The sequence below is a fragment of the Streptomyces sp. NPDC057638 genome (assembly GCF_042800315.1).
GTDB lineage: Bacteria > Actinomycetota > Actinomycetes > Streptomycetales > Streptomycetaceae > Streptomyces.
The window spans coordinates 1-24,330 of record NZ_JBHVHF010000100.1 but is presented as its reverse complement, the minus strand read 5'-3'; the positions used below and the strand labels follow the sequence as shown (position 1 = coordinate 24,330).

General features: G+C 71.6%; 23 protein-coding genes. 12 read left to right on the top strand and 11 right to left on the bottom strand.

What is annotated here, in order from left to right; translation table 11 throughout:
• Positions 1-35: 35 nt before the first annotated feature.
• The 4 genes from ACFVIM_RS16165 to ACFVIM_RS16150 form a co-directional block, all read right to left on the bottom strand.
• Positions 36-1,553 carry an FG-GAP-like repeat-containing protein gene (locus tag ACFVIM_RS16165; protein WP_384301548.1) on the bottom strand — a complete coding sequence of 506 codons (1,518 nt, stop codon included), beginning with the start codon at positions 1,551-1,553 and terminating at the stop codon, positions 36-38.
• A gap of 272 nt (positions 1,554-1,825) precedes the next feature.
• Complete coding sequence (locus tag ACFVIM_RS16160) at positions 1,826-3,343, bottom strand: FG-GAP-like repeat-containing protein (RefSeq protein WP_384301546.1); 1,518 nt, start codon at positions 3,341-3,343, stop codon at positions 1,826-1,828.
• Positions 3,344-3,456: 113 nt separating this feature from the next.
• Entirely contained in the window at positions 3,457-4,626 is a 1,170-nt protein-coding gene (locus ACFVIM_RS16155) for a methyltransferase domain-containing protein (RefSeq protein WP_384301545.1), read from the bottom strand.
• Between the two features lie 549 nt (positions 4,627-5,175).
• Positions 5,176-6,582, bottom strand: coding sequence for a transcriptional regulator (locus tag ACFVIM_RS16150; protein ID WP_384301543.1), 1,407 nt, complete (start codon positions 6,580-6,582; stop codon positions 5,176-5,178).
• Positions 6,583-7,223: 641 nt separating this feature from the next.
• On the opposite strand from ACFVIM_RS16150, the gene ACFVIM_RS16145 reads away from it, so the two are divergent.
• The 5 genes from ACFVIM_RS16145 to ACFVIM_RS16125 all read left to right on the top strand — a co-directional run bounded on the left by ACFVIM_RS16145 (position 7,224) and on the right by ACFVIM_RS16125 (position 9,903).
• Complete coding sequence (locus ACFVIM_RS16145; RefSeq protein ID WP_384301542.1) at positions 7,224-7,472, top strand: hypothetical protein; 249 nt, start codon at positions 7,224-7,226, stop codon at positions 7,470-7,472.
• A complete protein-coding gene (locus ACFVIM_RS16140) occupies positions 7,469-7,714 on the top strand; it encodes a hypothetical protein (RefSeq protein ID WP_384301540.1) in 246 nt (81 codons plus the stop codon). Before ACFVIM_RS16145 ends, ACFVIM_RS16140 begins: the two co-directional genes overlap by 4 nt.
• Positions 7,715-7,926: 212 nt before the next feature.
• Positions 7,927-8,238, top strand: a complete 312-nt coding sequence (locus tag ACFVIM_RS16135; protein ID WP_384301539.1) for a hypothetical protein — start codon at positions 7,927-7,929, stop codon at positions 8,236-8,238.
• Positions 8,235-8,483: a type II toxin-antitoxin system RelE/ParE family toxin gene (locus ACFVIM_RS16130; protein WP_384301537.1), complete on the top strand. Its 249-nt coding sequence runs from the start codon at positions 8,235-8,237 to the stop codon at positions 8,481-8,483. The genes ACFVIM_RS16135 and ACFVIM_RS16130 overlap by 4 nt, the downstream gene beginning before the upstream one ends.
• A 181-nt stretch (positions 8,484-8,664) precedes the next feature.
• On the top strand, positions 8,665-9,903 hold the full coding sequence (locus tag ACFVIM_RS16125) for a helix-turn-helix domain-containing protein (protein WP_384301536.1): 1,239 nt from the start codon (positions 8,665-8,667) through the stop codon (positions 9,901-9,903).
• Between the two features lie 175 nt (positions 9,904-10,078).
• On the opposite strand, the gene ACFVIM_RS16120 is transcribed toward ACFVIM_RS16125, so the two are convergent.
• Both ACFVIM_RS16120 and ACFVIM_RS16115 read right to left on the bottom strand, forming a co-directional pair.
• Positions 10,079-10,954: a phosphotransferase enzyme family protein gene (locus ACFVIM_RS16120; protein WP_384301534.1), complete on the bottom strand. Its 876-nt coding sequence runs from the start codon at positions 10,952-10,954 to the stop codon at positions 10,079-10,081.
• Positions 10,951-12,351, bottom strand: coding sequence for an XRE family transcriptional regulator (locus ACFVIM_RS16115; protein WP_384301533.1), 1,401 nt, complete (start codon positions 12,349-12,351; stop codon positions 10,951-10,953). The genes ACFVIM_RS16120 and ACFVIM_RS16115 overlap by 4 nt, the downstream gene beginning before the upstream one ends.
• A 503-nt stretch (positions 12,352-12,854) precedes the next feature.
• Here ACFVIM_RS16115 and ACFVIM_RS16110 point away from each other — a divergent pair.
• The 6 genes from ACFVIM_RS16110 to ACFVIM_RS16085 are packed head-to-tail and all read left to right on the top strand — an operon-like array spanning position 12,855 to position 14,533.
• The gene (locus ACFVIM_RS16110; RefSeq protein ID WP_384301531.1) at positions 12,855-13,337 is read left to right on the top strand and encodes an ATP-binding protein; all 483 of its coding nucleotides are present in this window, start codon (positions 12,855-12,857) and stop codon (positions 13,335-13,337) included.
• A complete protein-coding gene (locus ACFVIM_RS16105; protein ID WP_384301530.1) occupies positions 13,331-13,561 on the top strand; it encodes a hypothetical protein in 231 nt (76 codons plus the stop codon). The genes ACFVIM_RS16110 and ACFVIM_RS16105 overlap by 7 nt, the downstream gene beginning before the upstream one ends.
• On the top strand, positions 13,558-13,758 hold the full coding sequence (locus ACFVIM_RS16100; RefSeq protein ID WP_384301529.1) for a hypothetical protein: 201 nt from the start codon (positions 13,558-13,560) through the stop codon (positions 13,756-13,758). The genes ACFVIM_RS16105 and ACFVIM_RS16100 overlap by 4 nt, the downstream gene beginning before the upstream one ends.
• Positions 13,755-14,162 carry a hypothetical protein gene (locus ACFVIM_RS16095; protein WP_384301527.1) on the top strand — a complete coding sequence of 136 codons (408 nt, stop codon included), beginning with the start codon at positions 13,755-13,757 and terminating at the stop codon, positions 14,160-14,162. The genes ACFVIM_RS16100 and ACFVIM_RS16095 overlap by 4 nt, the downstream gene beginning before the upstream one ends.
• Positions 14,163-14,165: 3 nt before the next feature.
• On the top strand, positions 14,166-14,375 hold the full coding sequence (locus tag ACFVIM_RS16090) for a hypothetical protein (protein WP_384301525.1): 210 nt from the start codon (positions 14,166-14,168) through the stop codon (positions 14,373-14,375).
• The gene (locus tag ACFVIM_RS16085; protein WP_384301523.1) at positions 14,372-14,533 is read left to right on the top strand and encodes a hypothetical protein; all 162 of its coding nucleotides are present in this window, start codon (positions 14,372-14,374) and stop codon (positions 14,531-14,533) included. The genes ACFVIM_RS16090 and ACFVIM_RS16085 overlap by 4 nt, the downstream gene beginning before the upstream one ends.
• Positions 14,534-14,602: 69 nt before the next feature.
• On the opposite strand, the gene ACFVIM_RS16080 is transcribed toward ACFVIM_RS16085, so the two are convergent.
• The 5 genes from ACFVIM_RS16080 to ACFVIM_RS16060 all read right to left on the bottom strand — a co-directional run bounded on the left by ACFVIM_RS16080 (position 14,603) and on the right by ACFVIM_RS16060 (position 23,328).
• A complete protein-coding gene (locus ACFVIM_RS16080; RefSeq protein WP_384301521.1) occupies positions 14,603-16,111 on the bottom strand; it encodes an FG-GAP repeat domain-containing protein in 1,509 nt (502 codons plus the stop codon).
• Positions 16,112-16,364: 253 nt separating this feature from the next.
• Complete coding sequence (locus ACFVIM_RS16075) at positions 16,365-17,111, bottom strand: ATP-binding cassette domain-containing protein (protein ID WP_384301519.1); 747 nt, start codon at positions 17,109-17,111, stop codon at positions 16,365-16,367.
• A 159-nt stretch (positions 17,112-17,270) separates the two neighbouring features.
• Entirely contained in the window at positions 17,271-18,782 is a 1,512-nt protein-coding gene (locus ACFVIM_RS16070) for an FG-GAP and VCBS repeat-containing protein (RefSeq protein ID WP_384301517.1), read from the bottom strand.
• A gap of 203 nt (positions 18,783-18,985) precedes the next feature.
• Positions 18,986-20,575: an FG-GAP and VCBS repeat-containing protein gene (locus tag ACFVIM_RS16065; RefSeq protein ID WP_384301515.1), complete on the bottom strand. Its 1,590-nt coding sequence runs from the start codon at positions 20,573-20,575 to the stop codon at positions 18,986-18,988.
• 110 nt (positions 20,576-20,685) lie between these two features.
• Positions 20,686-23,328 carry a helicase-associated domain-containing protein gene (locus ACFVIM_RS16060; protein WP_384301513.1) on the bottom strand — a complete coding sequence of 881 codons (2,643 nt, stop codon included), beginning with the start codon at positions 23,326-23,328 and terminating at the stop codon, positions 20,686-20,688.
• 211 nt (positions 23,329-23,539) lie between these two features.
• Between ACFVIM_RS16060 and ACFVIM_RS16055 the strand changes: the two genes are divergently transcribed.
• Positions 23,540-24,330 (top strand): HAAS signaling domain-containing protein (locus ACFVIM_RS16055; RefSeq protein WP_384301511.1); only part of this gene is annotated, 791 nt, incomplete at its 3' end.

Sequence of the window (24,330 nt, the reverse complement as noted above, 5' to 3'; positions counted from 1 at the left end):
GCCCCGGGCGGGGCCGCCGTACGGACGGTGGACGGTCAGCCGCCGTAGGAGGCCCCGAAGCCGTGGGAGGCCCACACGGGCACACCGAGCTCCTTGAAACCGAGGGCCTTGCTGCCGGCGCCGGTGATGGTGCCGGTCTTCCGGTCGGCCGGGAGGACGTAGACCAGCGCGTCGGCGGAGAAGCGGGCGTCGGCGGTGACGAGGTCGTCGCGGCCGTCGCCGTTGAGGTCGGCCAGCTTCACGAAGTGGCCGAACCCGCCGCGGTCGCTCACCTCACCGGGGACGCCCTCGGTGTCCTGGTGGTAGACCCGCGCGCCCGCCCCGGTCACGCCCTTCGGGCCACCGGGCAGCAGGGTGACCTGACCCGCGTACGGAAGACCGTTGAGCCCTTCCTCAGAGGTCGCGACCGCCAGGTCCCCGTACCCGTCGCCGTTGGTGTCGCCGATGGAGAGATAACGGCCGAAGTAGTCCTTCTCCTCGCTCTCGTCCGGGACGCCCGGGGTGTCCTGGCTGATCACCTGGACGGGACGGTTCGACTGGCCCTTGGGGCCGCCGTAGACGATCCGGACCTCCCCGGACTCGCGCGGCGCCTTGGGCTCACCGGCGACCGCCACACCGATGGCCAGATCGTCGTGACCGTCCCTGTCGAGGTCGCCCACCGTCACGTTGTCACGGCCGGACTCGTTCCCCAGCACCGTGCCGTCGGCGTTGGTGAGGTTCCCGGTCCGGATCAGGCCCTTCTTCGTCCCCCGCTGGATCTCGATCCGCTCGGTGGCCCGGCTCTTGCCGTCGCTGACCTCGATCACCAGGTCGCTGATGCCGTCCCCGGTGACATCACCCTCGCTGAGGTCGATGAAGTCACTCCGGTCGCGGTCCTTGATACCCAGGTTGATGATCGACTTCGGCTTCCCGGTGCGGCTGATGGGCCCGTAGAGCACCTCGCCGCCGCGTCCGTCGCTGTGGTCGGAGGAGGCGAGGTCGGCCCTGCCGTCCCCGTTGAAGTCCCCGGCCGCGAGCGAGGCGCCCCGGCGCCAGTCGAGCCCTCGGGGCGCGGTCTGCTTGACGGTGGTGGCGCCGTGCTTCGTCAGCCCGTGCTTCCCGCCCCAGACGATGGTGATCTGACCGGCGTTACGGCGGTAGCCGCCACCGATGGTCATGTCCTCGCCGTCGGCGCTGATCGCCAGGTCGGCGTATCCGTCGCCGTCGTAGTCCGCGGTGGCGGAGTCATGGCCGAAGCGGTCGTGCTCCTCCGAGGCGCCCGGAATGCCCGGGGTGTCCTGGCTGATCGCCACGGTCTTCGTGGCGGTCGCCCCGGGCGCGGAGCCGTAGACGACCGACACGGCCCCCGCCCGGTGAATGCCCTCGTTCCTGCTGACAGATGCCTGGACGACGAGGTCGCCGTACCCGTCCCCGTTGAAGTCGGAGGCGGCCTTGGCGGGCTTGGTGGTACCGGAACCCGGCTTGTCCGGTGCGGCGACGGCGGCGGGCGCCAGGCCCGCCAGCAGGGTCGCGGAGGCCACGGCGATGGCGGTGGCCAGGGTGCGCTTGTGCAACGTATTCCCCCCACGGGTGTTGCTGATGTGACTGCTGTTAATCACTGAGGAGACCCATGGAGAGGAAGGAAGGTTGTATGCCTCACCGGGTCCCGGCGCATCGCGTCGGCCTCGGTGTGTGCTTGGACCGTTGACGGACCTCGTCTGATACCGGGGTGCCCGCTGGGGTCAAGGACCCGATACGGCACAGGGGTTCGCTCACGTCAGGGCGGCCCCCTGTCCGCACGGCGGTGGTACGGACAGAGGACCAGAGCTCTGGCCGGGTCGGAGGATCAGCGGCCGAAGCCCGTACCGAACCCGGCCGAAAGGCCCGCGGTCAGCCCGAGCTGACCGGTGGTGTACGCGACACCCCTGACGACGGTGGTGCCGGGCTTCGGGGTGATCACGACGCTGACCCGGCTGGGGCTCGTCTCGCAACCGGACGAACCGATGGCGACATCGGCGCGGCGGTCGCCGTCGACGTCGGTGAGGTGCACGGCCGAGCCGAAGTGGTCATGCGGGACGGGCTTGGCCGGTATTCCCGGGGTGCCCTGCTGGTAGACCCGGGCGCCATCGCCGACCACGCCCCTCTTCCCACCGAGAAGGACGGTGACCTGTCCGCCGTAGGGCAGATTCATCTTGCCCTCACCGCGAGCGCCGATGGCGAGGTCCCCGTGCCCGTCGCCGTTGGTGTCGGCGATGGAGAGCGCGTGGCCGAAGTCGTCCCCGTCCTCGGTGTCGTCCGGGACGGCGAAGGTCTCCTGGGTGATGACCTGCGGCTCACGGGTGGTGGACTGGCCCTGGGGGCCGCCGAAGACGAGGGTGATCTCGTTCCTCTTGTGCGGGTAGCTCCGGGACTCACCGCCCCCGACGGCGATATCCGCGTAGCCGTCCTTGTTCACATCACCCACGGCGACATGCCCGTCGGCCGTGCCCGAGGCGCCCAGGCGCCACCCCTGGGCGTTGGTGACATGACCGCTTCTGACCATGCCCTTCTTCGTCCCGCGGTAGATCTCGATCGAGGGCCCGGGGACATGCTCGTTCCAGCCGTGGAAGACCTGGATCAGCAGGTCGCCGATGCCGTCGCCGGTCACATCGCCCGCGTCCAGAGCGGTAGAGACCTTGGTGCTGGCGTTCTTGACCCCCAGGTTGACGGTCGACTTCGGCTTCCCGGTCCGGCTGATGGGCCCGTAGAGCACCTCACCGCCCCGCCCGGCGCTGTGGTCGCCCGCCGCGAGGTCGGGGCGGCCGTCCCCGTTGAAGTCCCCGGCCGCGAGCGAGGAGCCCCGGCGCCAGTCGGCGGCGGTGGGCTCGGTCTGCGCGGCGGTGACGCCGCCGTGCCGGGTCAGCCCGTTCTTCCCGCCCCAGACGATGGCGAGCTGACCGGCGTTGCGGCGGTAGGTGGTGCCGAGGGTGATGTCCTCACCACTGGCGGACACCGCGAGATCGGTGAAGCCGTCGTGATCGAAGTCGCCCGTGACGGTCTGGGCGCCGAAGCGGTCGTACGCCTCGGCGGTACCGGGCACACCCGGACTGTTCTGGGTGATGACCTGCTTCCTGGCCGAGCTGACGCCCGTCTTGGAGCCATAGAGCACGACGACGGCCCCGGCCTCCGCCTTCCCGTCGACCGTCCCGGCGGACTGGCTGACCACGAGGTCGCCGTACCCGTCCCCGTTGAAGTCGGAGGCGGCGTTGGCCTTGACGGCCGTCGCGGAGGCGGGAGCGGCGACGGCGGCGGGCGCCAGGCCCGCCAGCAGGCTCGCGGAGGCCACGGCGATGGCGGTGACCAGGGTGCGCTTGTGCAACTTCATCCCCCCACGGGTGTTACTGGTGTGGCTGATGAGACTGGCGAGGGGGAGGGATGGTTGTACGGGGTCGGGGAGGCGCGTTGGCGGGGCCGCGGCTCTCCGCACGGGCCGTCGGCTCATAGCCCCCGGTCAGGGGCGTCCAGCCAGGCGGTGTTGCCGGTGGGGGTCACGGTGAGCCCGAACCGGTCCGGCGCGGGACACCCGTTGCCGGTCCACCAGCGGTGCGCGGACGTCAGCTCGTCCCAGAGCCGCCGGGGCCCGCTCTGGTAGACGGTGCTGTCGGCCACGCCATCGGTGAGCACGGCCGCCGCCCAGGAGAGATCGCCGAGGTCGTAGAGCCAGGTACTCACACGGGTTCCGCGCCGGTCGGCCCGCAGCACGCAGTCCGGGATCAGCAGCCCGGCGGCGGTGAGGAACGGATGACGCGGCACCTGGCCGCCGCCAAGGTCCCTGGTACTCAGCGTCGTCGGACTGACGGTGGCGGCGCCAGGGAAACCACCGGGAAGGTAGGCCCCCGGGTCGATCTCGTGGCGCTGCGAGCGGACCTTCATGAACTCGACCGGCGCGGACAGGCGGCCGGACGCCGCACGGCCGTCGCCGCGCACGGTCAGGCGTACGACGTGGTCGGTGTTGGCGAACGCGGTCCCCCAGGGAGCGACGATCAGCCCGCCGGGCACCGTCTGCTCCACCCAGGAGAACGGGATCCGGCGCAGCCCGGCGGTGGCGATGATCCGGTCGTACGGCGCCCGCGCCGCATGACCGAGAAGCCCGTCACCGGTGACCACCTCGGGGCGCAGTCCCCGCTCACGCAGCCGGGTGCGGGCGGTGGCGGCGACCTCGGCGTCGACCTCGACCGTGACGACCTGCTCCCCGCCCAGACGGTGGGCGAGGAGAGCGGCGTTCCACCCGGCCCCGGTGCCGATCTCCAGCACCCGGCACCCGGGCCGGACATCGAGCTCCGCGAGCATGGACGCGACGACACTCGGCATCGACACCGACGAGGTCGGCACCCGCCCGGGGGCCTTGCCGTGGTGATCGCCGTCGTCCCACTGCACGGTGACGGGCCGGTCGGCGTCCGCGCAGGCGTACCAGGCGGCGGGGTCCACGGCCCGGTCGACGCTCTGGCTCGTACGGGACTCCATGTCATACGGCCACAGCAGATCCGGGAGAAACGCGGCCCGGTCCACGGCCTCGAAGGCGGGCACCCAGTCGGCCGCCAGAACACCGCTGTCACGGAGCTGGCGCAGCAGCGCCCGGCGACCAGGACGGCAGGAGGAGTCGTTCACTTTCGGTGTTTGCCGTCCCCTTCCGGGGCATCACCGTCCGGACTCGGCGGGTCCGACGGCGGTGTCCACGGCTGACCGGGAAGACCATCACCCCCGTCCCCGTCCCCACCCGATCCACTCCCGCCGGTCCTCCCGGGCACGGAACGCATACCGCTCTCCTCACGCGCATCGTGTACTCGACTCGCCACGCTACGGATGGCGAACGGTGAGAGGGCAGCGGCGAACCGCCACCGGGCAGCGCGGGAGCGGCTTCGAGGCGCACGGCGGGCTTTCGCGCGCGCCCTCACTGCCCTCGCGCGCCCTCCTCCGCCGGGCCGGTGGCGGTCCCCAGATCCCTACTCTCTTTCGGACTTGGCGCAGCTCGACGGCCATGTCCGCCAGGCGCTGGAGGACGCCTTTGCCGTGGTGGACACGTCCCGGCCGCAGTTCAGCGTGCGCGTCTGCGAGGGTCCAGGTCGGGGACGGCGCACCTGGCGTGGCCGTGGTGTCGCCCGTGGTGTGCCTCGTGGGTCTTGATGGGGCCGTCCGGGCAGAAGCACGGAGCAAGGGTCAGGGGGCTGTGGTGATTGCCGCGGTGATCTCCTCGCGCAGTGCTACGGCTTCGGGAGCCGTTGTGTAGGGGGCGGCTTCGTCATGGAGTTCGGCGAGCCGGTCGCTCACACGCTTCGAGCCGATGGTGGCGAAGTGGTCCAGGGCTCGATGGGTCTGTTCGTAGGCACCGGTGAGTTCGCCGACGACCAGGTAGGTGCGGGCGATGCCGAGATGGTCGAAGGCGGTACTGCGGACGCGGTGGGCGGGCCGGAGATCGAGCGCGTGCTTGAGCAGGTGGAGGGATTCCTCCGCACGGCGTTGGCGGTGGGTTCCGGTGTCGTGTTTTGCCGCGATCTGGTGGGCGATGCCGAGGGTGGCGCAGAGCTCGACTTCGTCGAAGAAGGTCATGTGCGGGGGTTCGTCGGCCGGGGTGATCTGGGTGAAGTGGTCCTCGGCGTGACGGGCGGCGCGTTCGCTGTCGTGGAGTTGGCCGGTGATGGCGAGGAAGCGTGATTCAAGGGAGGCGAGCATGGATTGCGTCGCTGGTGTGGCCTGGCGGCGGGCGCCGTACTGGGCGAGGGCGATGAGGTCGAGCGCGTCACTGTAGTGGTGGAGGTGAGACATCTGGCGGGCCATGCACTGAAGGATGTGGGCGCCGAGGGCTCTGTCTCCGGCTTCGCTGGCGGCGTGAAGGGCGGTGATGAAGAGGTTCTGTGCGGTGTGGTGGTGGCCGCTGTCGAAGGCCATCCAGGCGGCGACGCTGCCGAGGTCGGCGACGGCGCCGAACAGGGCGCGGCCGACGGTTTCGGTGTAGGTGGCGGTGTTCAGGAGGGTGTTGGCGTCGTGCATCTGGGCGATGACGGCTTTACGGGAGAGGGTGCCGCCGTGCCGGTTGTCAGCGTCGCGGAACATGTCGGTCAGCTGGCGGATGGCGGTGACATCGTTCATGCCGATGCGGCCGCCGTCGCGGGCCGTGAGGGCTGAGGGTGTGGCGAGGGCCCAGTGCTGGAGCGGGGTGAGCAGGTCAGTTCCGGTGTGGAGGGCCGGGGTGTCGTCCCGGGGGCGGGTTTGGGGGTCCATCAGTTCGCTCCGGGTGAGATGGTCCACTGCGGCGATCGTGGAGCGGGGCTCCCACGCCTGGTCGGGGCCCTGCGGAAGGGTGGCGGTGCCGGGCATCCCGATGTCAGCGCAGGTGAGGTAGATCCCGACACAGCTTCCGAGGTGGTCGGCGATCAGCTGGGGGACGGGGTGGCGGGGCGTCTCGCCCTGGCGCCAGGCCCGTACCCGTCCCTCGCTGGGGTTGACGCCGCGGTGTCCCTGAACGCGGGCCCGGCGGGTCACGGCCCGGGCGAGCTCGGCGTTGGAGATCCCGGCCCGTGTCATCCACTGGCTCAACGAGTCGTTCGGCTTGCGCGTGCGCGGCATGCGCCCTCCATGGCCGTCTGCGTTCCCAGCGTAGAGCCCGTCACCGGGGCCGGGCGGGGGCCGCGCGAGGTTCGGCGGAATTCGGCGGGGCGAGCGGCGGGTGAGCGGGCGGGGGCGGCGGTGTCCGGCGGGTTGTCCGGGCCGGGCTGGTGCTGCTGATCTGGTGGTGCCGACGCGGTAGACGGCAGCACGACGCCGAGTGCGGCGAAGGTGCGGCATGTGATCTCCGGGCACCAGCCGGATCTCCTCGCCCGTCAGACCCAACACGGCCGACCCCGCCGCCGCCCCGCTCCCGCATCCCTGCGGACCCTCCGCGCAGTGCCGGGAGCAGCCCAGGCGCGGGGCGGCTGTTCGCGCGCCCCCTTTGTCCTCGCCCGGGACACCACTCCTTACCTCACCCGTTCCCGCAGCACCACCTCCGGCCACCACAGCCTCGCCGGGCTCGCACACCGGTGAACCTGGCTCTGTGAAGGGCATAGGTCCCTGCGATGACGGCGCGTGTCACACCACTGAGTGCCTCTGAACCACTACGCGTGCCCCCTCTACCTACGTCTCCGAAAGGCATCTCCGTCCTACGCTGATCGACGGGTCATCAGCACGGCGGGTGCCGTGTCGGCGGAGCAGGGAGAGGGCCTTCCGGTATGCCTGAGCAGAGCGCGACGAGATGGACCATCCGTAACGAGGAGCGGGTCGCGGTCCCCTCCACCGTCGACGGCATCCGAGCCGCGCTCCCCGCGGACCAGCGGGCTCACTTTGACGAGGAATTGGGGCGGGCGACGGCGGAGACTGTCGCCGACGTGGTGCGCCACTGGGTCCTCAACCTCGCGTCCGGCCCGGAGGACGAGGACGAGTTCACCCGGTTGGAAGCCGAGAACGAGGGCGCCGCATGAGCCGGTACACGATCGCGTACGCCCCGGTGGCGGAGGCGACGCTGAAGCAGTACGCCGGAGAGCGCGCCTTCCGGGCAGAGATGGCATCGACGCTGGGCCGCGATCCATACGGGCACAGGTCTCAAGCCGTCGGCGGTGAGCGCGATCGTCGCGAAGCGACAGTCGCGGGAGTGTTCATCCGCTACTACGTCGCCGAGAACGTCGTGAGGATCACGGTGGTGCGGATGGTCCCCCCTCCGTGAGGTGAGCCACGACGAAGGGCGGCCACGTCGTTGCTAATTGGAGGTCAGAGGATGCCCCGCCAGGTCCAGGGGCGTGGTCCGCGCCGTCCGCGCCCCCGTTGTCCTCGCCCGCCCTCCTCCGCCGAGCCGCCACCGGTCCCCAGGGCCCGCCGCTGGGTGGAGACTTTCCATCACAAACGGTGTGATGGCCGTGCCAGGAGGAAGGAGCCAGGGTGGCTGACGGGACGACGTTCACGACCTACATGGGTGACGGGGTCTTGGTGGTCCTCCCCGCGACGATCCGGGGCATCCGGGACGCCCTGCCCACCGAGCTGCGGAACGAGTTCACCGAGGCGGTGGAGGGGGCTCCCGCGAGCACCCTGTTCGAGGTCCTCGCCACTTGGGCGCAGAGGACACGGCCGGACCTGATCGCCTCCAAGGAGGCCGAGTTCCAGCGGCTGGAGGACGGCGACTTCTCCCACATCGCCGATCCGGAGGAAGTGGCAGCCGTGTTCGGCCCCGGACGGGAAGGCGACGCGGCGTGATCTACCGGGTGCAGTACACGGACCGGGCCCTCGACAGTCTGCGGAAGATGAACCCGCAGCGCCGTGCCCGCTTCGACCAGGAGATGCAGCGGGTCGCGCGCGACCCGCACGCCTTCGGGTCCCCCATCGGCGGGACCGGGAACTCCAAGCGCACGGCCGTGATCGCCGGGGCGCTCACGGACTACTGGATCAGCTCACCCGGCGTCCTGACCGTCAGCGTCGTCTCCATCGTCCACACGGACTGACGGCACTCCGACGCCGCTCCTCTCACTACAGCTACTCACTGAGGCGGTCAGCGAGGCCGTGCAGGCGCGTGACTCAGAGCCGCGTTGGGATCTACGGGCATGCGCTCTCGACGGAGTGGCAGCATGAGTACCGTTCCGGGAGGCTTGTTTCGTCGAATGGGGCGTGTCTGTGCCGTACGAAATGGAAGAGCAAGAGGCGATCGGGCGTCGGATCAAGCGTCGTCGGCTTGCCCTGGGGATGCCTCAGGCCGATCTCGGAGTCGCCATCGGCACGTCACAGGGCTGGGTGTCCAAGGTCGAGAAGGGTCGTATCGAGCTGGACCGGGCCGCGCTGATCAGCGGTATCGCCGCCGCGCTGCACTGCCACCCGAACGATCTGATCGACCGTCCGTACGCGGGGACGGCGCCGGACAACCAGTGGCAGATGGCCGCTGCCTCCATCCTGCGTGAGCTGCGCCGTTACGACCTGACGCCGGTCTTCGACGGTACTCCCCGGGCCTCGGGGGCTCTGTGGCAGGACATGAAGCGGCTCCACCGGCTGCGGGACGCGGCGGCGAACGTGGCAGTCCTGCGCAGCCTGCCCGATCTGCTGCGGGAGGCACGCGCACTGGGCGAGGTGTCGAGCGGCCACGAGCGGGAGGAGGCGTTCGGTGTCTACGCGGTGTGCTGCAAGTTCGCCCACACCGCCGCCCACGCCCTGGGCCATCCGGAACTGGTGGCCATGTCGTGCGAGCGGGCCATATGGGCCGCCCGGCTCTCCGGTGACCCGGTCCTTCCCGCCGTCGCGGACTGGATGCGGATGTGGGACATGTGGGCCACCGCGGACTGGGAGGACGCCCTCGCGCTCGCGGACAAAGCGCTGGACGGGATCGCGACCCCGTACGAACGGGGTGACGCTCTCGCGGTGCGGGCCTGGGGCGCTCTCCAGCTACGGGCGGCGGTGTCAGCGGCACGTGCGAGCAACGGAGCCGAGGCCGCGCATCGCCTCGCCCTGGCCCGGGAGGCGTCGGAACAGGATGGCCCAGGGCGTGAGCCGGTCGAGGACCGGCACTCCCTGACATTCTCAGCGGGCAATGTGACGCTGCACGAGATCAGCGTCGCGCTGGAAATGGGCGACCAGGGCGAGGCTCTGCGGCTGAACAAGCGGGCCGACTCCGCAGAACTCGCCGCGCTGCCGAAGTCCCGCCAGGGGCATCATCGGATGGATCTCGCCCGTGCCTGGCTGTGGGACGGCGACCGGGACAGAGCGCTCCGCGAACTGAGGAAGGCCGAGGGGCTGGCGCCGCAGCTGGTGCGGAATCACCCCATCGCCAGGTCCACCCTGCGCCAGATCGTCTACGCCGAGCGGCGTTCCACGCGGGAACAGTTGCGGGGCATGTCGGCGCGATTTCACTTGGATGACCAGGGCCTATTCCACTGATTCATATTCGGGTGTGACGAGATGGTCCTGCGGTCAAGGGGGCTGCGGGGTCTCGGTGATGTCCACCGTCAACTCTCCGCCGAGAACGTCGTGAGGATCACCGTGGTGCGGATGCTCCCCCCGCCCTGATGTGAGCCACTGCGACGGATGGCCGGGGTGTTGTGGTTGAGGTTGGTCAGAGAATGCCCCGCCAGGTCCAGGGTCGTGGTCCGCGCCGTCCGCGCAGGCAGTCGACTCGGTGCTGGGCCTGATCGCGCCAGCGGGGATCGGCTGAGGCGTGCTGGGCGGCGTAGGTGACCATGCGAAGCTCGCGGGCGGCGGCGAGCAGGGGGTATCCGTCCGACTCGGTGACGTCGAAACCGTAGGCGGTGGTGAACTCGGCGTACTCGGCACGGCTGGTGGCGCCGGTGGTGAAAGTACGGACGGCGGTGGAGGCGAGATCCCACTCCGGAGGGCCGAGGGAGAAGCGTTCCAGGTCGATGACGCGGACACCGGTCGGGGTGCGGATGATGTTGCCGGGCCAGGCGTCGCCGTGGACCGTCGTCTCGGGCCCGCCCGGCGGCCGGTCGGCCCACTGTGCGCGGAGGTCGTCGAGCAGGCCGGTCAGCCAGGCTCGGTCCGGTGCGGGCAGGGTGGTGGCGGTGTCGAGGCGTTCGCGTACGCGGATGAAGGGGTCGAGCGGGCGGACAGGGAATGGCGGGCGGGGCAGGCGGTGCAGGTGCCGGAGGGTGAGTGCGAGGTCGCGAGGTGATCCGGGGGTGTGGGGGCCCGGGATGTGTTCCCAGAAAGTGACCGGGTGCCCGTCGGCGATGACGGGCTGGTCGATATCGAGGGGACGAACGACGGGGACCTGATGCTCGGCGAGCCACCGGGCTGCCTCCACCTCACCGGTGGCGGCCTGGTTCTGGCCGGGCTGGTTGATCCGGGCCACCACGGCGCCGGGGAGCCGCCAGGTCTGGTTCTCGGCGATTCTCACCGGACGGGCGCCTTCCCAGGGCAGCCCGGCGACCCGGGACGCCGCGACGAGGACGTCAGGGACGGTCGGGGTCACGCGGGCACTGCGGTAGTGATCCGGCGTACCAGCGCGGTCGATTCCCGGATGGTGGGGTGGCGACGGGCGTGGTGGCCGAGTTCGCGCAGATCCTGCGCGGCGCGGCGGGAGGTGAGGGTGCCGGAGAGATCGAGGGCGGTGTGGCCGAGGGCGGCCGCTTCGCGGGGGTCGCCCTTGAGCATGGTGAGGGAGGCGAGTTTGGTGGAGGAGATGGCTTTGGAACGGGCGAAGGCATCGGTGTGGCCTCGGACGGCGGCGCGGAAGCGGTCGCTGGCCTGCGCGGCGTCCTGCCCTTCGATTCCGGTGGCGAGGTCGTACAGCGCGTGTGCGGTGTCGCCGAGGTGCTGGGCCTCGTCGTAGTAGGCCATCCAGGGCGGGTCCTTGCCCGGGTTGCGCTGGGCGAAGGCGTCGTCGGCGGCGCCGACGGCGGCGAGGGTCTCGCGGACATCGCGGAGCTTGCCGAAGGCACGGGCGCGGGCGGTGTGGAGCATGGCGCGCTCGGTGGCGGTGAGCCGGTCGGAACGGACCAGGCCCTTCTCCGCGTGCGTGATGCCGTCGTCGGCCTGGCCGATCCACACGGCCTGACGCGCGAGGAAGCTATAGCCCTTGGCCCGCAGATGCCAGGAGCCGGCCAACTCGGCGCACTCGACCGCGACCTGGAAGGCGACGCGGGCTTCGGTATGGCGTAAGGCGTCGAAGTGGCTGGCGCCAGAGACCAGTCCGAGCCGGGCGACAGCGCCGTGGAAGTCCGCCCGCAGCAGGCTGGGGCAGTCGAGGGCAAGGAGGCGGACGGCCCAGTGCATGGAATGGGAGGCGATCTGCCCCACCATGCCGCCTCCCCCCGTGGCGTGGTCCCAGCCGTGCAGCCCGTCGGCGAGGGCGGTGATCTGCCGGATCTCCACCGGCGTGATTCTCGGTGGCAGGGGCGGCGGGGAGCCGGGGGTCATCAGGCGGGCGAGGTCGAGAGGGGCGAGGGCGGCGAGGGTGCCCACGGCGAAGAAGGCGCGGCGTTCCACTGGGTCGGCGCTCCCGGGGTCGAGGGACGGGTACCCCTTCAGGATGCGTCCTTCGAGCAGATGCTCGGATGTCCCATCCGCATGCGACCGTGAAGTATCCGCATCAGACGCGGATTTATCCGCATCGCCGAAGACCATGCTCCATGCGCGTTCGAATAATCCGCCGGTCTGGAGTACCTCGTCCAACTGGGGTGCCAGGTACTTGGGACACCGGTACACGCCTTTCTCGATCTTGAGAATGACATCCCCACCCACCCGTGCCACCTCTGCGAACGGGCCCACTGTGGTGTATCCCGCCGCCTTGCGCCGATGGCGGAGTTCATGCCCGAACCACTGCTGGGGTGATGCGCCCGGATCGAGGGTCTTCTCCGGTTGCGGCATCGCTCACTCCTCACCCCTGATGCGGATTTCTCAAGTATCCGCATCAGCGTCTCCACAGGCCGCGCGGGCTCTGCGTGAATGTTGCTGAACGATTCAAGGTCAGTACACACCGCAACCGGCGCTTCCGTACGGGAGTTACGGCCGACGAAGTGGACCAGGACATGTCCCCACGCCACACATCCCCACGCCCGGACGGTCAGCTCGCCCGGGCAGCTTTCGAGGCTGCCGCCCTTCAGCTGCTGTTCGGCGCTGGCTACGAGGTCAAGCGCAATGGTTCGCGACCCTGACGGTACTGGCCGAAGCCCGTACTGATCACCAAGCCTTCTCACAGGGCGCAGACTGCGCGGCAGTTGCCACCTCCGCGCGAGCCCGTACCCAGCGAGCACTCCGCGCACGCGGCTCTCTCCCCTTCGCGGCCCGGCATCTCGCCCCCGGGAGCAGTCCCCCTCGCTGTTCCGTCCGGACTGATGGAGACACCGATGTCACCCAGAACGGCTACCCCCATGCCCGAAATCAGCAAACAAGGAACCGTCAACCACCTGTTCGGGCCGGTGGCGGCCATAGTGTCGCGCGGGTTCGAGCTGGTCTATGAGCGGGCGACGCCGCTCGGTACCGGTCTGGCCGAGGCGGACGCACCGCATGTGCCCGAGGCCAGGCGGTTCGTTGTCGCCTGGCTCGCGGCCTGGGGCCGGGAGGGGCTGGGGGATGTCGCGGCCCACGTCACCAGTGAGCTGGTGACGAATGCCTTCGTGCATGGCCGCTCCGGGCCGGTGCGGGTGCGAGGAGAGCTGTCGGCCACCGGGGTGTTCGAGCTGCGGGTCTACAGCGAGGGGCTGGGCGCGGTGTGTCCGGGCCGGGCTCGGGAGGACGCGGAGAGCGGGCGGGGGCTGTGGCTCGTGGAGGTGCTCGCGGACGCCTGGGATGTGGACCCGGGCGGGCTGTACGTGTGGTGCAGGCTCGTGGCGGAGGGCCGGGTCCCATGGTGAGCGATCATGCTCTCGCCGTGCGCTGGAGCCCATCGCACAAGCACCACCGGGCACAGCCGCTGAGTCCCGGGAAGATCCGGCCGTGCGTGACACGGGTCCTCGCCGCGCTGGACCTGGGCCGCCGCACCGGGCCCTGGACCTGGCGTCCGCGCCCGATGCCGTACGGCGCGACCGAACAGGGTGTCTCCACCCCGGCGCTGAACCGGCGGCGGTGGTCGCGGTGAGGCGGTTATGGCGGTGGCTCCCGCTGGCGCTTGGCTCGGCGGAGGAGCGGCTGGGGCTCGGGTTCGCGCTGTTACGGCTGAGGTGGGACGCGGACTGTGTCGATGAGTGGAGCCGGGGGCTGGAGGCCCAGGCGTTTCAGGCACGCATGGACGCCGAGTTGGAGCGGCTGCTGGAAGACGGGGGTGGTCCGGCGTGAGCGGGCCGCCGGTCGCGTATCTGTGTCACGTCATCGCCGAAGGGCCGGTGTACGGGTCCAGGGAGATCGTTCCGTTCGTACTCGGCACCCTCCGCACACGGTCGCAGGACACCGCGCTGACCTGGTTACGGATGCAGGCCCTGCGACTCGCGGACGGGCTGGACCCTGACCCGGTCCGCGCCCCTTGGGCCACCCGCTGTGACCGTGTCCCCGTACCGGACGCGCCGACGGAGATACGGGTGTGGGCCACCGACCCCGCCGAGGACCGCGCCGCACGGGCCCGGCTCGACCACGGGGTGGCCGTGTCCGTCGTCATCCCGGACGGGCCCGACCGCTACACCCTCGCGATCAGCCCCCGCCCCGCCCGGGTGCTGTACATCCACCCGTACCGCAGCAGGAGATAGCCCGTGCCCCGTACCGGACGCGACCACGTCCACACCGACAAGAGCACCGTCGTCGCCCGCTACCGCGCGGGCGAGACCCTCAAGGCCCTCGCCGCCGAGTACCACGTCTCCGACGCCTGGCTGAAGAAGCAACTGACCCGCTGGGACGTGCCCGTACGCGACGTACGCGCCGCCCGCCTCCTCCGCGCCCAGCAGCAAAGGAACCAGCCGTGAACGAGGAACAGCCCCCCATCTGCCAGGAGTGCGACGACCTGGTCACCGCCGAGCGCGCCGCCCGTATCGCCCACGACCACTCCGCCGCCACCGACGCCCGCGTCCTCCTCCGCCGACATCAGCGACACAGCCCCGACCACCGCCCCGCCCGGGACTGACCAGACACGGAACCGCCCCCGCCCGGAACACCGGACGGGGGCGGACGGCACGTCACCCTATGCGGGGGATCACTTGCCGAAGTCCTGGCCGAAGCCGCTGCGGACGCTCTGGTCGCTGAGACCGAGGTCGGTCGCGACGTAGGACAGGGAGCCGGTGCCGGTGTGGGCGCCGTCCTTTGTGGCGGGGAGGACGAAGATGCGGCCGTTGTGGGACTCAAGGCCGCTGCCGACGCTGGTCACCAGGTCGGCGCGCTTGTCGCCGTTGAGGTCGGCCAGCTTCACCACCGTACCGAAGTACTCGTAGCGGGTGGGGTCGCCGGGGACGCCCTCGGTGCCCTGGTGGTAGACGCGGGCGCCGTCGCGGGTGGCGCCCTTCGGGCCGCCGGGGAGGGTGAGGACCTGTCCGGCGCGCTCGACGCCGTCGAAGCTCTCGTCCGCCGTGCCGATGGCGAGGTCTCCGTAGCCGTCACCGTTGATGTCGTCGATGTCGACCGAGGCGCCGACGTGCGCCATGTCCTCGGTGGGGAGCGGGTCGGTCTCCTGGTTGATCACCTGGACGGGACGGGTCGACTGGCCCGTCTTGCCGCCGTAGACGACGCTGACCTTCCACGCCTTGCCGTCGCGGTACGCGTCCTGTCCGACCGCGATGTCCGCGTGACCGTCCTTGTCGAGGTCACCGACGGCCACTTCCTGGTCGTCCGGTATCCCTGAGAACAGGGGCTTGCCGTCGGCGCCGGTGAGGTGCCCGGCCCGGACCAGGCCCTTGGACGTGCCCCGGTGGATCTCGATCCGGTGGCTGAGGCCCGCGCGGCCGGAGAAGACCTGGATGACGAGGTCGGTGATGCCGTCGCCGGTCACATCGCCCGTGTCGAGGGCGGTGTGGACGAAGGGCTGCCCGTCCTTGAGACCCAGGTTGATCACGGACTTGGCCTTGCCGGTGGTCCGCCCGATGGGGCCGTACAGCACTTCGCCGCCCCGGCCGGTGCTGTAGTCACCGGTCGCCAGGTCGGTCTTGCCGTCGCCGTTGAAGTCACCGGCGACCAGCGACGAACCACGGCGGACGTCGGGGCCGGTGGGCGTGGTCTGCTTCACGGTCACCGCGCCGTGCTTGGTCAGCCCGTTCCTGCCGCCCCACACGATGGTGGTCTGGCCCGCGTTACGGCGGTAGGTGGTGCCGAAGGTGATGTCCTCGCCGCTCGCCGAGATCGCCAGGTCGGTGAAGCCGTCACCGTCGTAGTCGCCCGCGGCAGCCTGGGAGCCGAAGCGGTCGGACCTCTCGGCCGTCCCCGGGATGCCCGGGGTGTCCTGCGTGATGACCTGGCGCTTGGCCGCGCTGACACCCGTCTTCGAGCCGTACAGCACGGCGACGGCGCCGGTCTCCCACGTCCCGGTGACCGAGGCGCCGTACTGGGCCACGACGAGGTCGCGGTAGCCGTCACCGTTGAAGTCCGAGGCCGGCTTGGCGGCCTTGCTGACCGGCTTCGCCTGCTCAGGAGCGGCGACGGCGACCGGCGCCAGGCCCCCCATAAGGCTGGCGGACGCCACCGCGACGGCGGTGGCCAGAGTGCGCTTACGCACGATGTTCCCCCCACAGATGTTGCTGCTGTTGCTTCTGTGACTCGCTGACGAGACCGGCGAAGGAGGCGAATGGTTGTACGGGCGAGAGAACGAGAAACGGGAAGTGCCGCCAGGTCGAGTGGAGTTGGCCGGAGTCACCAGCGGGACCCGGAGGTGTCAGGTCTTCTGTTCGCGGGGCGGCGCAGGTGATCCACAGGGGCTCCGCCGCACCGTCACGACCTCGCCGGGACAGGGGCGGCGGTGGCGGTCACGCTCACGGCACGATATGCCGCAGATACGCCGTCGGGTTGCTCATATAGCGGCGCCAGTGGTCGACCAGCTCCAGCTCCTCCCACCGCGCCCGGTGGAAGCCCTCAGGACCGACCTCGATGATGTCCGCCCCGGGCGTGCTCGCCAGGATCGGGGAGTGGGTGGCGCACACCACCTGGGCGCCGCTCTCACCGAGCTGGTGCAGCAGCGCGACGAGCTGAAGGCAGGAGGTGAAGGAGAGGGCCGCCTCCGGCTCGTCCATGACGTAGAAGCCGGGAGCGTCGAACATCGCGCGGAACATGGCCAGGAAGCCCTCGCCATGGCTGAGCGCGCTGGTGTCCTCCTCCCAGTAGCCCGGCACTCCGCCCAGGTTCTCCGTCATGTCGAACGCGGTCTCGGCCCGCAGGAAGAACCCCTTCTTGTTGCGCCGGGGCCCGGCGAGCATCCGGGACCCGGCCCGGGTCGTGTCCGCCCGCAGCACCTCACCCAGGGGGGTCTTCGTCGGGTCCGGCGGACCGTGGAGCCGTGCGAGCCGTCCGCCGTACGCGTCCAGCTTGAAGCTCTCCGCGATGGCCTCGACCAGGGTCGACTTGCCCGAGCCGTTGTCCCCGACGAGGAAGGTCACCGGTCGGGTGAAGGTGAGTCCCCCGTCCAGGAGCTGGGTCACCGCTGGCACGGTGAAGGGCCACCGGCCGCGCTCGGTACGGTCGGGGGTCAGCCCCGCTGGTACATGGACCCGGTCGACGAACACGCCGCTCCTCGTTCTCGTCCGGACGTGCGGGCGCCGCCTTGACGGCCACTGAAGCCTACCCAGCCCACCGCCCCCGCCCGGAGCACCAGTACCGAAGTACCGGAGCGCCGGACGGGGGCGGTCAGCGAGTCGCCGGAGACGGGCGTCGCCCGCCGGGGATCACTCGCCGAAGGACTGCCCGAAGCCCTGGCGGGTGCCGTTGGTCAGGCCGATCGCGGGCGCGAGGAACTCTTTGGCGCCGACGGCGGTGATCGCGCCGTCCTTCGCGGCGGGCAGGATGTCGACCCGGCCGTCGTGGGGCTCGTCGTCGCCGCCGGAGCCGACGACGAGGTCGGCGCGGTGGTCGCCGTTGAGGTCGGCCAGCTTCACGGCGGAGCCGAAGAAGTCGTACGAGGAGGGCTTGCCCGGCATGCCCTGGGTGCCCTTGGAGTAGGACTTGGCGCCCGTGCCGGTGAGGCCGCCCTTGGCGCCGAGGAGGGTGGTCACCTGGCCGGTGTTCTCCAGGTCGCCGAGGTCCTCGACGGAGGCGCCGATGGCGAGGTCCGCGTACCCGTCGGCGTTGATGTCGCCGACGGAGACCGAGGTACCGAAGTAGTCGTTCTTCTCGCTGTCGTCCGGGACGCCCTCGGTCTGCTGGGTGATGACCTGGACGGGACGGGTCGACTGGCCGGTCTTGCCGCCGTAGACGACGCTGACCTCGCCGGAGTAGATCGGCTCCTCGTAGGTCCACTCCTTGCCGACGACGATGTCCGCGTGACCGTCCTTGTCGAGGTCGCCGACCGCGACATGTCCGTCCGTGACGGACCGGTTCACCAGGGGCTTGCCGTCGGCGCCGGTGAGGTTGCCGGTGCGGATCAGGCCCTTCGTCGTGCCCCGGTGGAGTTCGATGCGGTCGACCGGGCCCACCCGGCCCGCGTAGACCTGGATGACGAGGTCGGTGATGCCGTCGCCGGTCACATCGCCCGTGTCGAGGGCGGTGTGGACGAAGGTCTGCCCGTCCTTCAGGCCCAGGTTGATCACGGACTTGGCCTTGCCGGTGGTCCGCCCGATCGGGCCGTACAGCACTTCGCCACCCCGGCCGGTGCTGTAGTCACCGGTCGCCAGGTCGGTCTTGCCGTCGCCGTTGAAGTCACCGGCGGCGAGGGAGGAGCCCCGGCGGACGTCGGGGCCGGTGGGCGTGGTCTGCTTCACGGTCACCGCGCCGTGTTTGGTCAGGCCGTTCCTGCCGCCCCAGACGATGGTGGTCTGGCCCGCGTTGCGGCGGTAGGTGGTGCCGAAGGTGATGTCCTCGCCGCTCGCGGAGATCGCGAGGTCGGTGAAGCCGTCACCGTCGTAGTCGCCCGCGACGGCCTGGGAGCCGAACCGGTCGAAGCTCTCGGTGGTGCCGGGGACGCCGGGGGTGTTCTGGGTGATGACCTGGCGCTTGGCCGCGCTGACACCCGTCTTCGAGCCGTACAGCACGGCCACGGCGCCACCCTCGACCTTCTGGTCCGTGAAGGCGCCGTACTGGTTGATGACGAGGTCGCGGTAGCCGTCGCCGTTGAAGTCCGAGACCACCTTGCTCTTCGGCGCCACGGCCGCGGCCGGGGTGGCGACGGCGGCGGGCGCGAGCCCGGCCACCAGGCTGGCGGAGACGACGGCGATGGCGGTGTACAGGGTGCGCTGACGCAAGATTTCCCCCACGGTGTTACTGATGTTGCTTCTGTGACTCACCGGTGAGACCAGCGACCGGCCCGGATGGTTGTACGGGTGAAACCGGAGGCTCACCGCACCACGCCACCCGGCGACACCGCCGGTCCCGGACGCGGGTCCCGGACGCGGGTCCGCCCCGTACCGGACCGGTACGGGGCGGACCCACCTCCCGTGGGGGGTCGTCACCCGCCGAAGCCGTCGCCGAAGCCGCTGCGGTGGCCGCCGGTCAGGCCGAGGTTGTGGGCGTAGTACGCGTGGGAGCCGTAGCCGGTGATGGCTCCCCGTCCGTCGTTGAAGAGGATGTTGACCCGGCCCTCGTGGACCTCGTCCCCGCCGTTGGTGGCGATGGCGAGGTCGTCGCGCTGGTCGCCGTTGAGGTCGACCAGCTTCACGGCGGTGCCGAGGTAGTCGTGCGCGGTGAGCGACTCCGGTACGCCCGGGGTGCCCCGGTTGTACGCCCGCGCGCCCTCGCCGGTCACACCGTTCGGGCCGCCGGGCAGCGTGGTCACCTGCCCGGCTTCCGCGGCGCGCTCGAAGCTCTCACCGGCCGCGCCGACGGCGAGGTCCCCGTATCCGTCGGCGTTGATGTCACCGATGGAGACCGAGGTACCGAAGTAGTCGTCCACCTCGTGCTCGTCCGGGACGCCGGGGGTGTCCTGGGTGATCATCTGCGGGGCACGGGTGGTGGACTGGCCGGTCGGGCCGCCGTAGACGATCTGGACATGGCCGGCGGTGTCCGGCGTGCCGCCGGGCAGATAGCCGCCGACCGCGAGATCGGCGTGACCGTCCCGGTCCAGGTCGCCGACCGCGACGTTGTTTCCCGATCCCGCGAGGAAGGTCTTGCCGTCGGCCCCCTTGAGGGCGGTGCCCACGGTCAGGCCCTTCTTCGTGCCCGGCCAGAGCTCGACCTGGCCGTGGTACTTCTGGCCCGGCCCCCGGTCGTAGGTCGAGTGGACCACCAGGTCCGCGATGCCGTCCCCGGTCATATCGCCCGAGGCCCGCACGCTGACCCCGGCGATCCGGTCGGGACGGGGGTTGGTGGCGGCGATCGACTTCGGCGCGCCGGTCTTCCGGCTGACCGGGCCGTAGAGGACGTCGCCACCGCGCCCGGGGGTGCGGTCGTTGGTGGCGAGGTCGGTGATGCCGTCGCCGTTGAAGTCCCCGCCCACCACGGCGTAGCCCCGGCGGATGTCGATGGCGGTGGGCACCGTCTGCTTGAGGGTGGTCCCGCCGTGCCGGGTCAGGCCCTTCTTCCCGCCCCAGACGATGGTGATCTGACCGGCGTTGCGGCGGTAGACGGACCCGAAGGACATGTCCTCGCCGTCGGCGGAGATCGCGAGGTCGGTGATGCCGTCACCGTCGTAGTCGCCCACGATGGCCTGGCCGCCGAAGCGGTCGCTGTTCTCACTGGTGCCCGGGACGCCCGGGGTGTCCTGGTCGATGATCTGGCGGTTGGCCACGCTGACACCCGTCTTGGAGCCGTAGAGCACCACGACGGAGCCGGGCCTGCTGTCCATGAAGCTGCCGGCCTGCTGGATGACGAGGTCGCGGTAGCCGTCGGCGTTGAAGTCGGAGACGGGCTGGGCGGGCTTGGCAGGCTTGCCGGGCTTGGCCGCCTTCACGGCCGTCACCGGCTTCGCCGGGGTGGCCGGGGCGGCCGGGGTGGCGGCGACGGCGGCGGGCGCGAGCCCGGCCACCAGGCTGGCGGAGGCGACCACGATGGCCGTGGTCAGAGTGCGGTTGCGCATATGGATCCCCCCAACAGAAGTCACCAGAGTGACTGTTGTTGCTGATGTGACTTACTGGGGAGACTGTGGATCATGGACAACGGTTGTACGGCGGTGCCGGGACGGACTCCCCCCGCCCCGGCGCCGCGTGAGCCTCACGTCACATCGTCCGCCAGCTCCGCCACCCCCGTGATCCGGTGCAGCGGATACGTACGGACCTCGTCCGCCGTGTGGTCGTACGCCGTCACATAACCGCCCTCGACCCGGACCGGGGCGATCACCCGCTGGCTGGCGGTGCCCTCGGCGTTGACATAGCCGATCCACAGCGGGGAGCCCGTCATCACCGCCGCCTGCACGGTGGCCAGCGTCTCCGCCGACGTGGTGCGCGGCAGTCCGTCGGCCGGGGCGCGGGTGGGGTCGGGGGCGGCGGCGGGCTTGCGGTCCACCGTGGCGGCGAGGTCGCCCGCGCGGAGCGCGCGGACCGCCGCGCCCAGCAGGGTGGCGTCCGGCACCGGCGGCCCGTCCAGGACCGGGACGGGCGGGGTGCGCGGCGGGGTGCGGTGGGCGTGGGCGCGGGCGATCAGCACATCGCCCTCGGCCGACTCGGCGGCGGGCGCGTACCCCATGGACCGCAGCCCCGCCAGCAGCGGTACCGGATCCGCCCGGGTGGCGATCACGGTCGGCGCGATCCGCCGCAGCCCGAGCCCGAGTGAGCGCTTGTCGGCGAGGATCTCGTCCAGCAGCGCCTCGTCGTCACAGCGCAGATAGGCGCCCGCCGCGCCCACCCTGAGCCGTCCGTGGCGGCGGGCGACATCGTCGATGAGATAGCTCAGGGGCTGCGGTACGGGCGTACGGGAGTGGCTGGTCAGAAAGGTGTGCAGCTCGGAGGCGGTCCGTCCGGCGTCCAGCGCCCGGCGGACGGAGGCGGGGGTGAACCGGTACACCGTCGCCCCGCCCTTGGACTCCACGTCCGCGAGCACGGCGAGCGTCTCCGCGAGCGGGCGCTCCAGCGGTCCGGGCGCGACGGCAGTGAGGTCGGCCTGGAGGAGGACATGGTCCAGGGGCTGGGGGAGCAGGGGGGTCAGGGCGGACGCGGCGGCGGCCTCCCGGGAGGGGGCGCCGGGCCTCCCCGTCCCCGTACCGCCGGGACCGCCCGCACGGGCAGGACCGCCGGAACCCTCCGTACCGCCCGTTCCGGCAGAACCGCCCGTACTGCCGGAACCTTCCGTACCGCCGGAACCTTCCGTACCGGCGGGACCGCCGGAATCCTCTCCGCCACCCAGTCCCGCCAGCGCGCGCCCGGGTGCCGACAGCGCGCCCCGGCCCGTGATGCCGAGGAGTTCGGTCTCGGTGAGGGTCTCGCGGGCGAGCCGGGAGCGCGGGTCCTCCGGCGGGCGGGGGTCGTGGGCCCCCACCGGGCGTTCCCAGCGCAGCCGGGCCAGTACGGACGCGGGGGTCGGGGCGGTGCCCACGGGGAGGTCCGCGAGGAGTTCGAGGATCCGGTGGCGTACCTCCGGCGCGGCCGAGCGGTCGAGTCCCGGGCCGAGCGCCGACAGCGTGCGGCCCTTGCCGTCCTGGCCGCCGATCAGCCCGGCGACCCGGGTCGCGTCGAACCAGGCGGCGGCGATCCGGGCCCAGCGTTCGGCGGGCGGGAGTTCCAGCCAGGTGTCGTACGCGGGGGTGGGCGCGTAGCGCTCGTCGGCCTCGCCGTCGGAGGCGAGCAGCCCGGCCGCGTACGCCAGTTCCACCCAGAACGCGGCCATCGGCTCCGAGACGTCCAGCGCGACCGCCGTCCGCTTCATGTCCCGTACGGAGAGTCCGCCCGCGCGCATCACGGCGGGCCCGCCCTCGTGCCACTCCTGGAGCAGTTCCTCCACGGTGGCGAGCGCGGTGTGGGCCTGGGCGGCCGCCGCGCTGTCCACAGCCTGTGGATCGTGCGCGACGCGGGTGACCAGCTCCGGCGGCCGCGGTTGCGGTACGCGGTGGGCGCGGCCCGCCCGCAGATACAGCGCCGCCTCACGCGGCAGGACCAGCGTGCGCGGCGACGCCGGCAGCAGCAGCCCCCGGTCACGCAGCCAGCGCACGGGCGGCGTGGGATCGGCCGTGACCTCCCCGTACGGCGGCCCCCACACCAGCCGGTCCAGCACCGCCAGCGCCTCCGGCGGCGCGGTGTCCAGCAGGTCCGCCATCCGGGTCCGGTCGGTGAAGAGTGAGGTCAACGCGGTGATGGCGGACACCGGATCGTGTGTCGTCGTCAGCCCGGCCGCCGCGATGATCTCCTGGATCCGGCCCGGGGACATCCCCGCCGTGGCCTCCGCGACGGTGGGGCCGAGACCGGTCGCCGAGGGCCGGGCCGGCGACGGCGCCAGCAGCTCCCGCGCCGTCCGCACCAGCAGCAGCCGTTCGTCACCGCCCCACACCAGCGCCCGCGCGCGCAGGGTCTCCACCGCGCGGGGCAGCTCCGCCGAGACGGCCGGATCGCCGTCGTCACCCGCCATCAGCCCGGCGAGGACGGTGTACGAGGCGTGGTCGGGCGCCACCGCCAGTGCCTCGGCCACCTGGAGGGTGAACCGGTCGAGTCGCTCCAGCGCCCGGACGACCGAGGCACGTGTCCCAGCCCGGGTGGCGAGCTGGGTGAGATCCCCTGGCACGGGGGTCAGCAGATCGGGGCGGGCTCGCAACAGCACGGCCAGCTCGGTGTCGCTCCGGGTGCGCAGGGCCTCCGCCAGCGTGCGCGGGCCGGTCACCGGTCCGGTCACTTCGGGCGGTGCGGGCGGTTTTTCGGACATGGTCCCCATCCGACCCACCGTAGTCCCTGAAAGCGCCGCCGGACCGGTGGAGGAGACGGGGAGTCCCTGGAGCGCCGTGATCGCGCTACGGTCGAGTCGGGCAGCAACCGATCCGTACGGTCCGGACGATCCATGCGGACCGGCGGGTTTCTGACGGGACGACGGGATGACGGGAAGGGCGGCCTCGCTGACGCGGGGCGGCCCCGGGGAGGACCACCGCGTGGGCATCGAGAGCGATCAGCTCGTCTATGACTACCTGAGCCGCGTCGGCGATCTCGCCCAGCGGCACAAGCTCAACCCCCGGGTCCGGGCCGAGCTGGTGGCCGCGCTGCGCGGCGAGATCGACCGCGAACGGGCCCGGCAGACGACTCCTGACGGCCCGGCCGCGGTACGGAAGATCCTCAAGCGGCTGGGGACGCCGGAGGAGGTGGTCGCCTCGGCCGGGCCCGGCCGGCCGGAGGGGCGGCTGCAGACGGCGGAGCCCCCGCATCCGGCGCCGCTCGCGGAGCCCGCCGCGCCGCCCGCGCCCGCCCCGCCGCCCGCCGCCTCTCCGTCGGCTCCGGGCGCGGGCTCACCGCTGACCGGGGGCTTTCCCTGGGGCGGTTCCGTCAACTCCGTCCTGGGCTCCACCACCGCCACCGACGCCCTGCGGCGGCTGCGGGACCGGCTGCCCCGGCCCCGGACGGAGTCGCCGCCGTCGCCCGTGAACGGCACGGACACCGGGCCGGGCGCCGAGACGCGCGGCGGCACGGACGGGACCCGGGAGACGCCGCTCCCCGCCGGGCCTCGGCGGACCGACGGCCCCCGGCCCCCGGCGCCCCGGACCGCACCCGGCCTCTTCGTCAAACAGCCCCCGGCACCCCCGGAATCCACGGCACCCACGACCCCCACGGACGACGACGAGAAGGAGACCGACTGGTGGTCCGCGCCCCCGCGCCCCGTGGGCGCCGGGGACACGGTCGGCGGCTTCAGCGGCGGTGTGGAGGTGCCGGAGATACTGCTGCCAGCGCC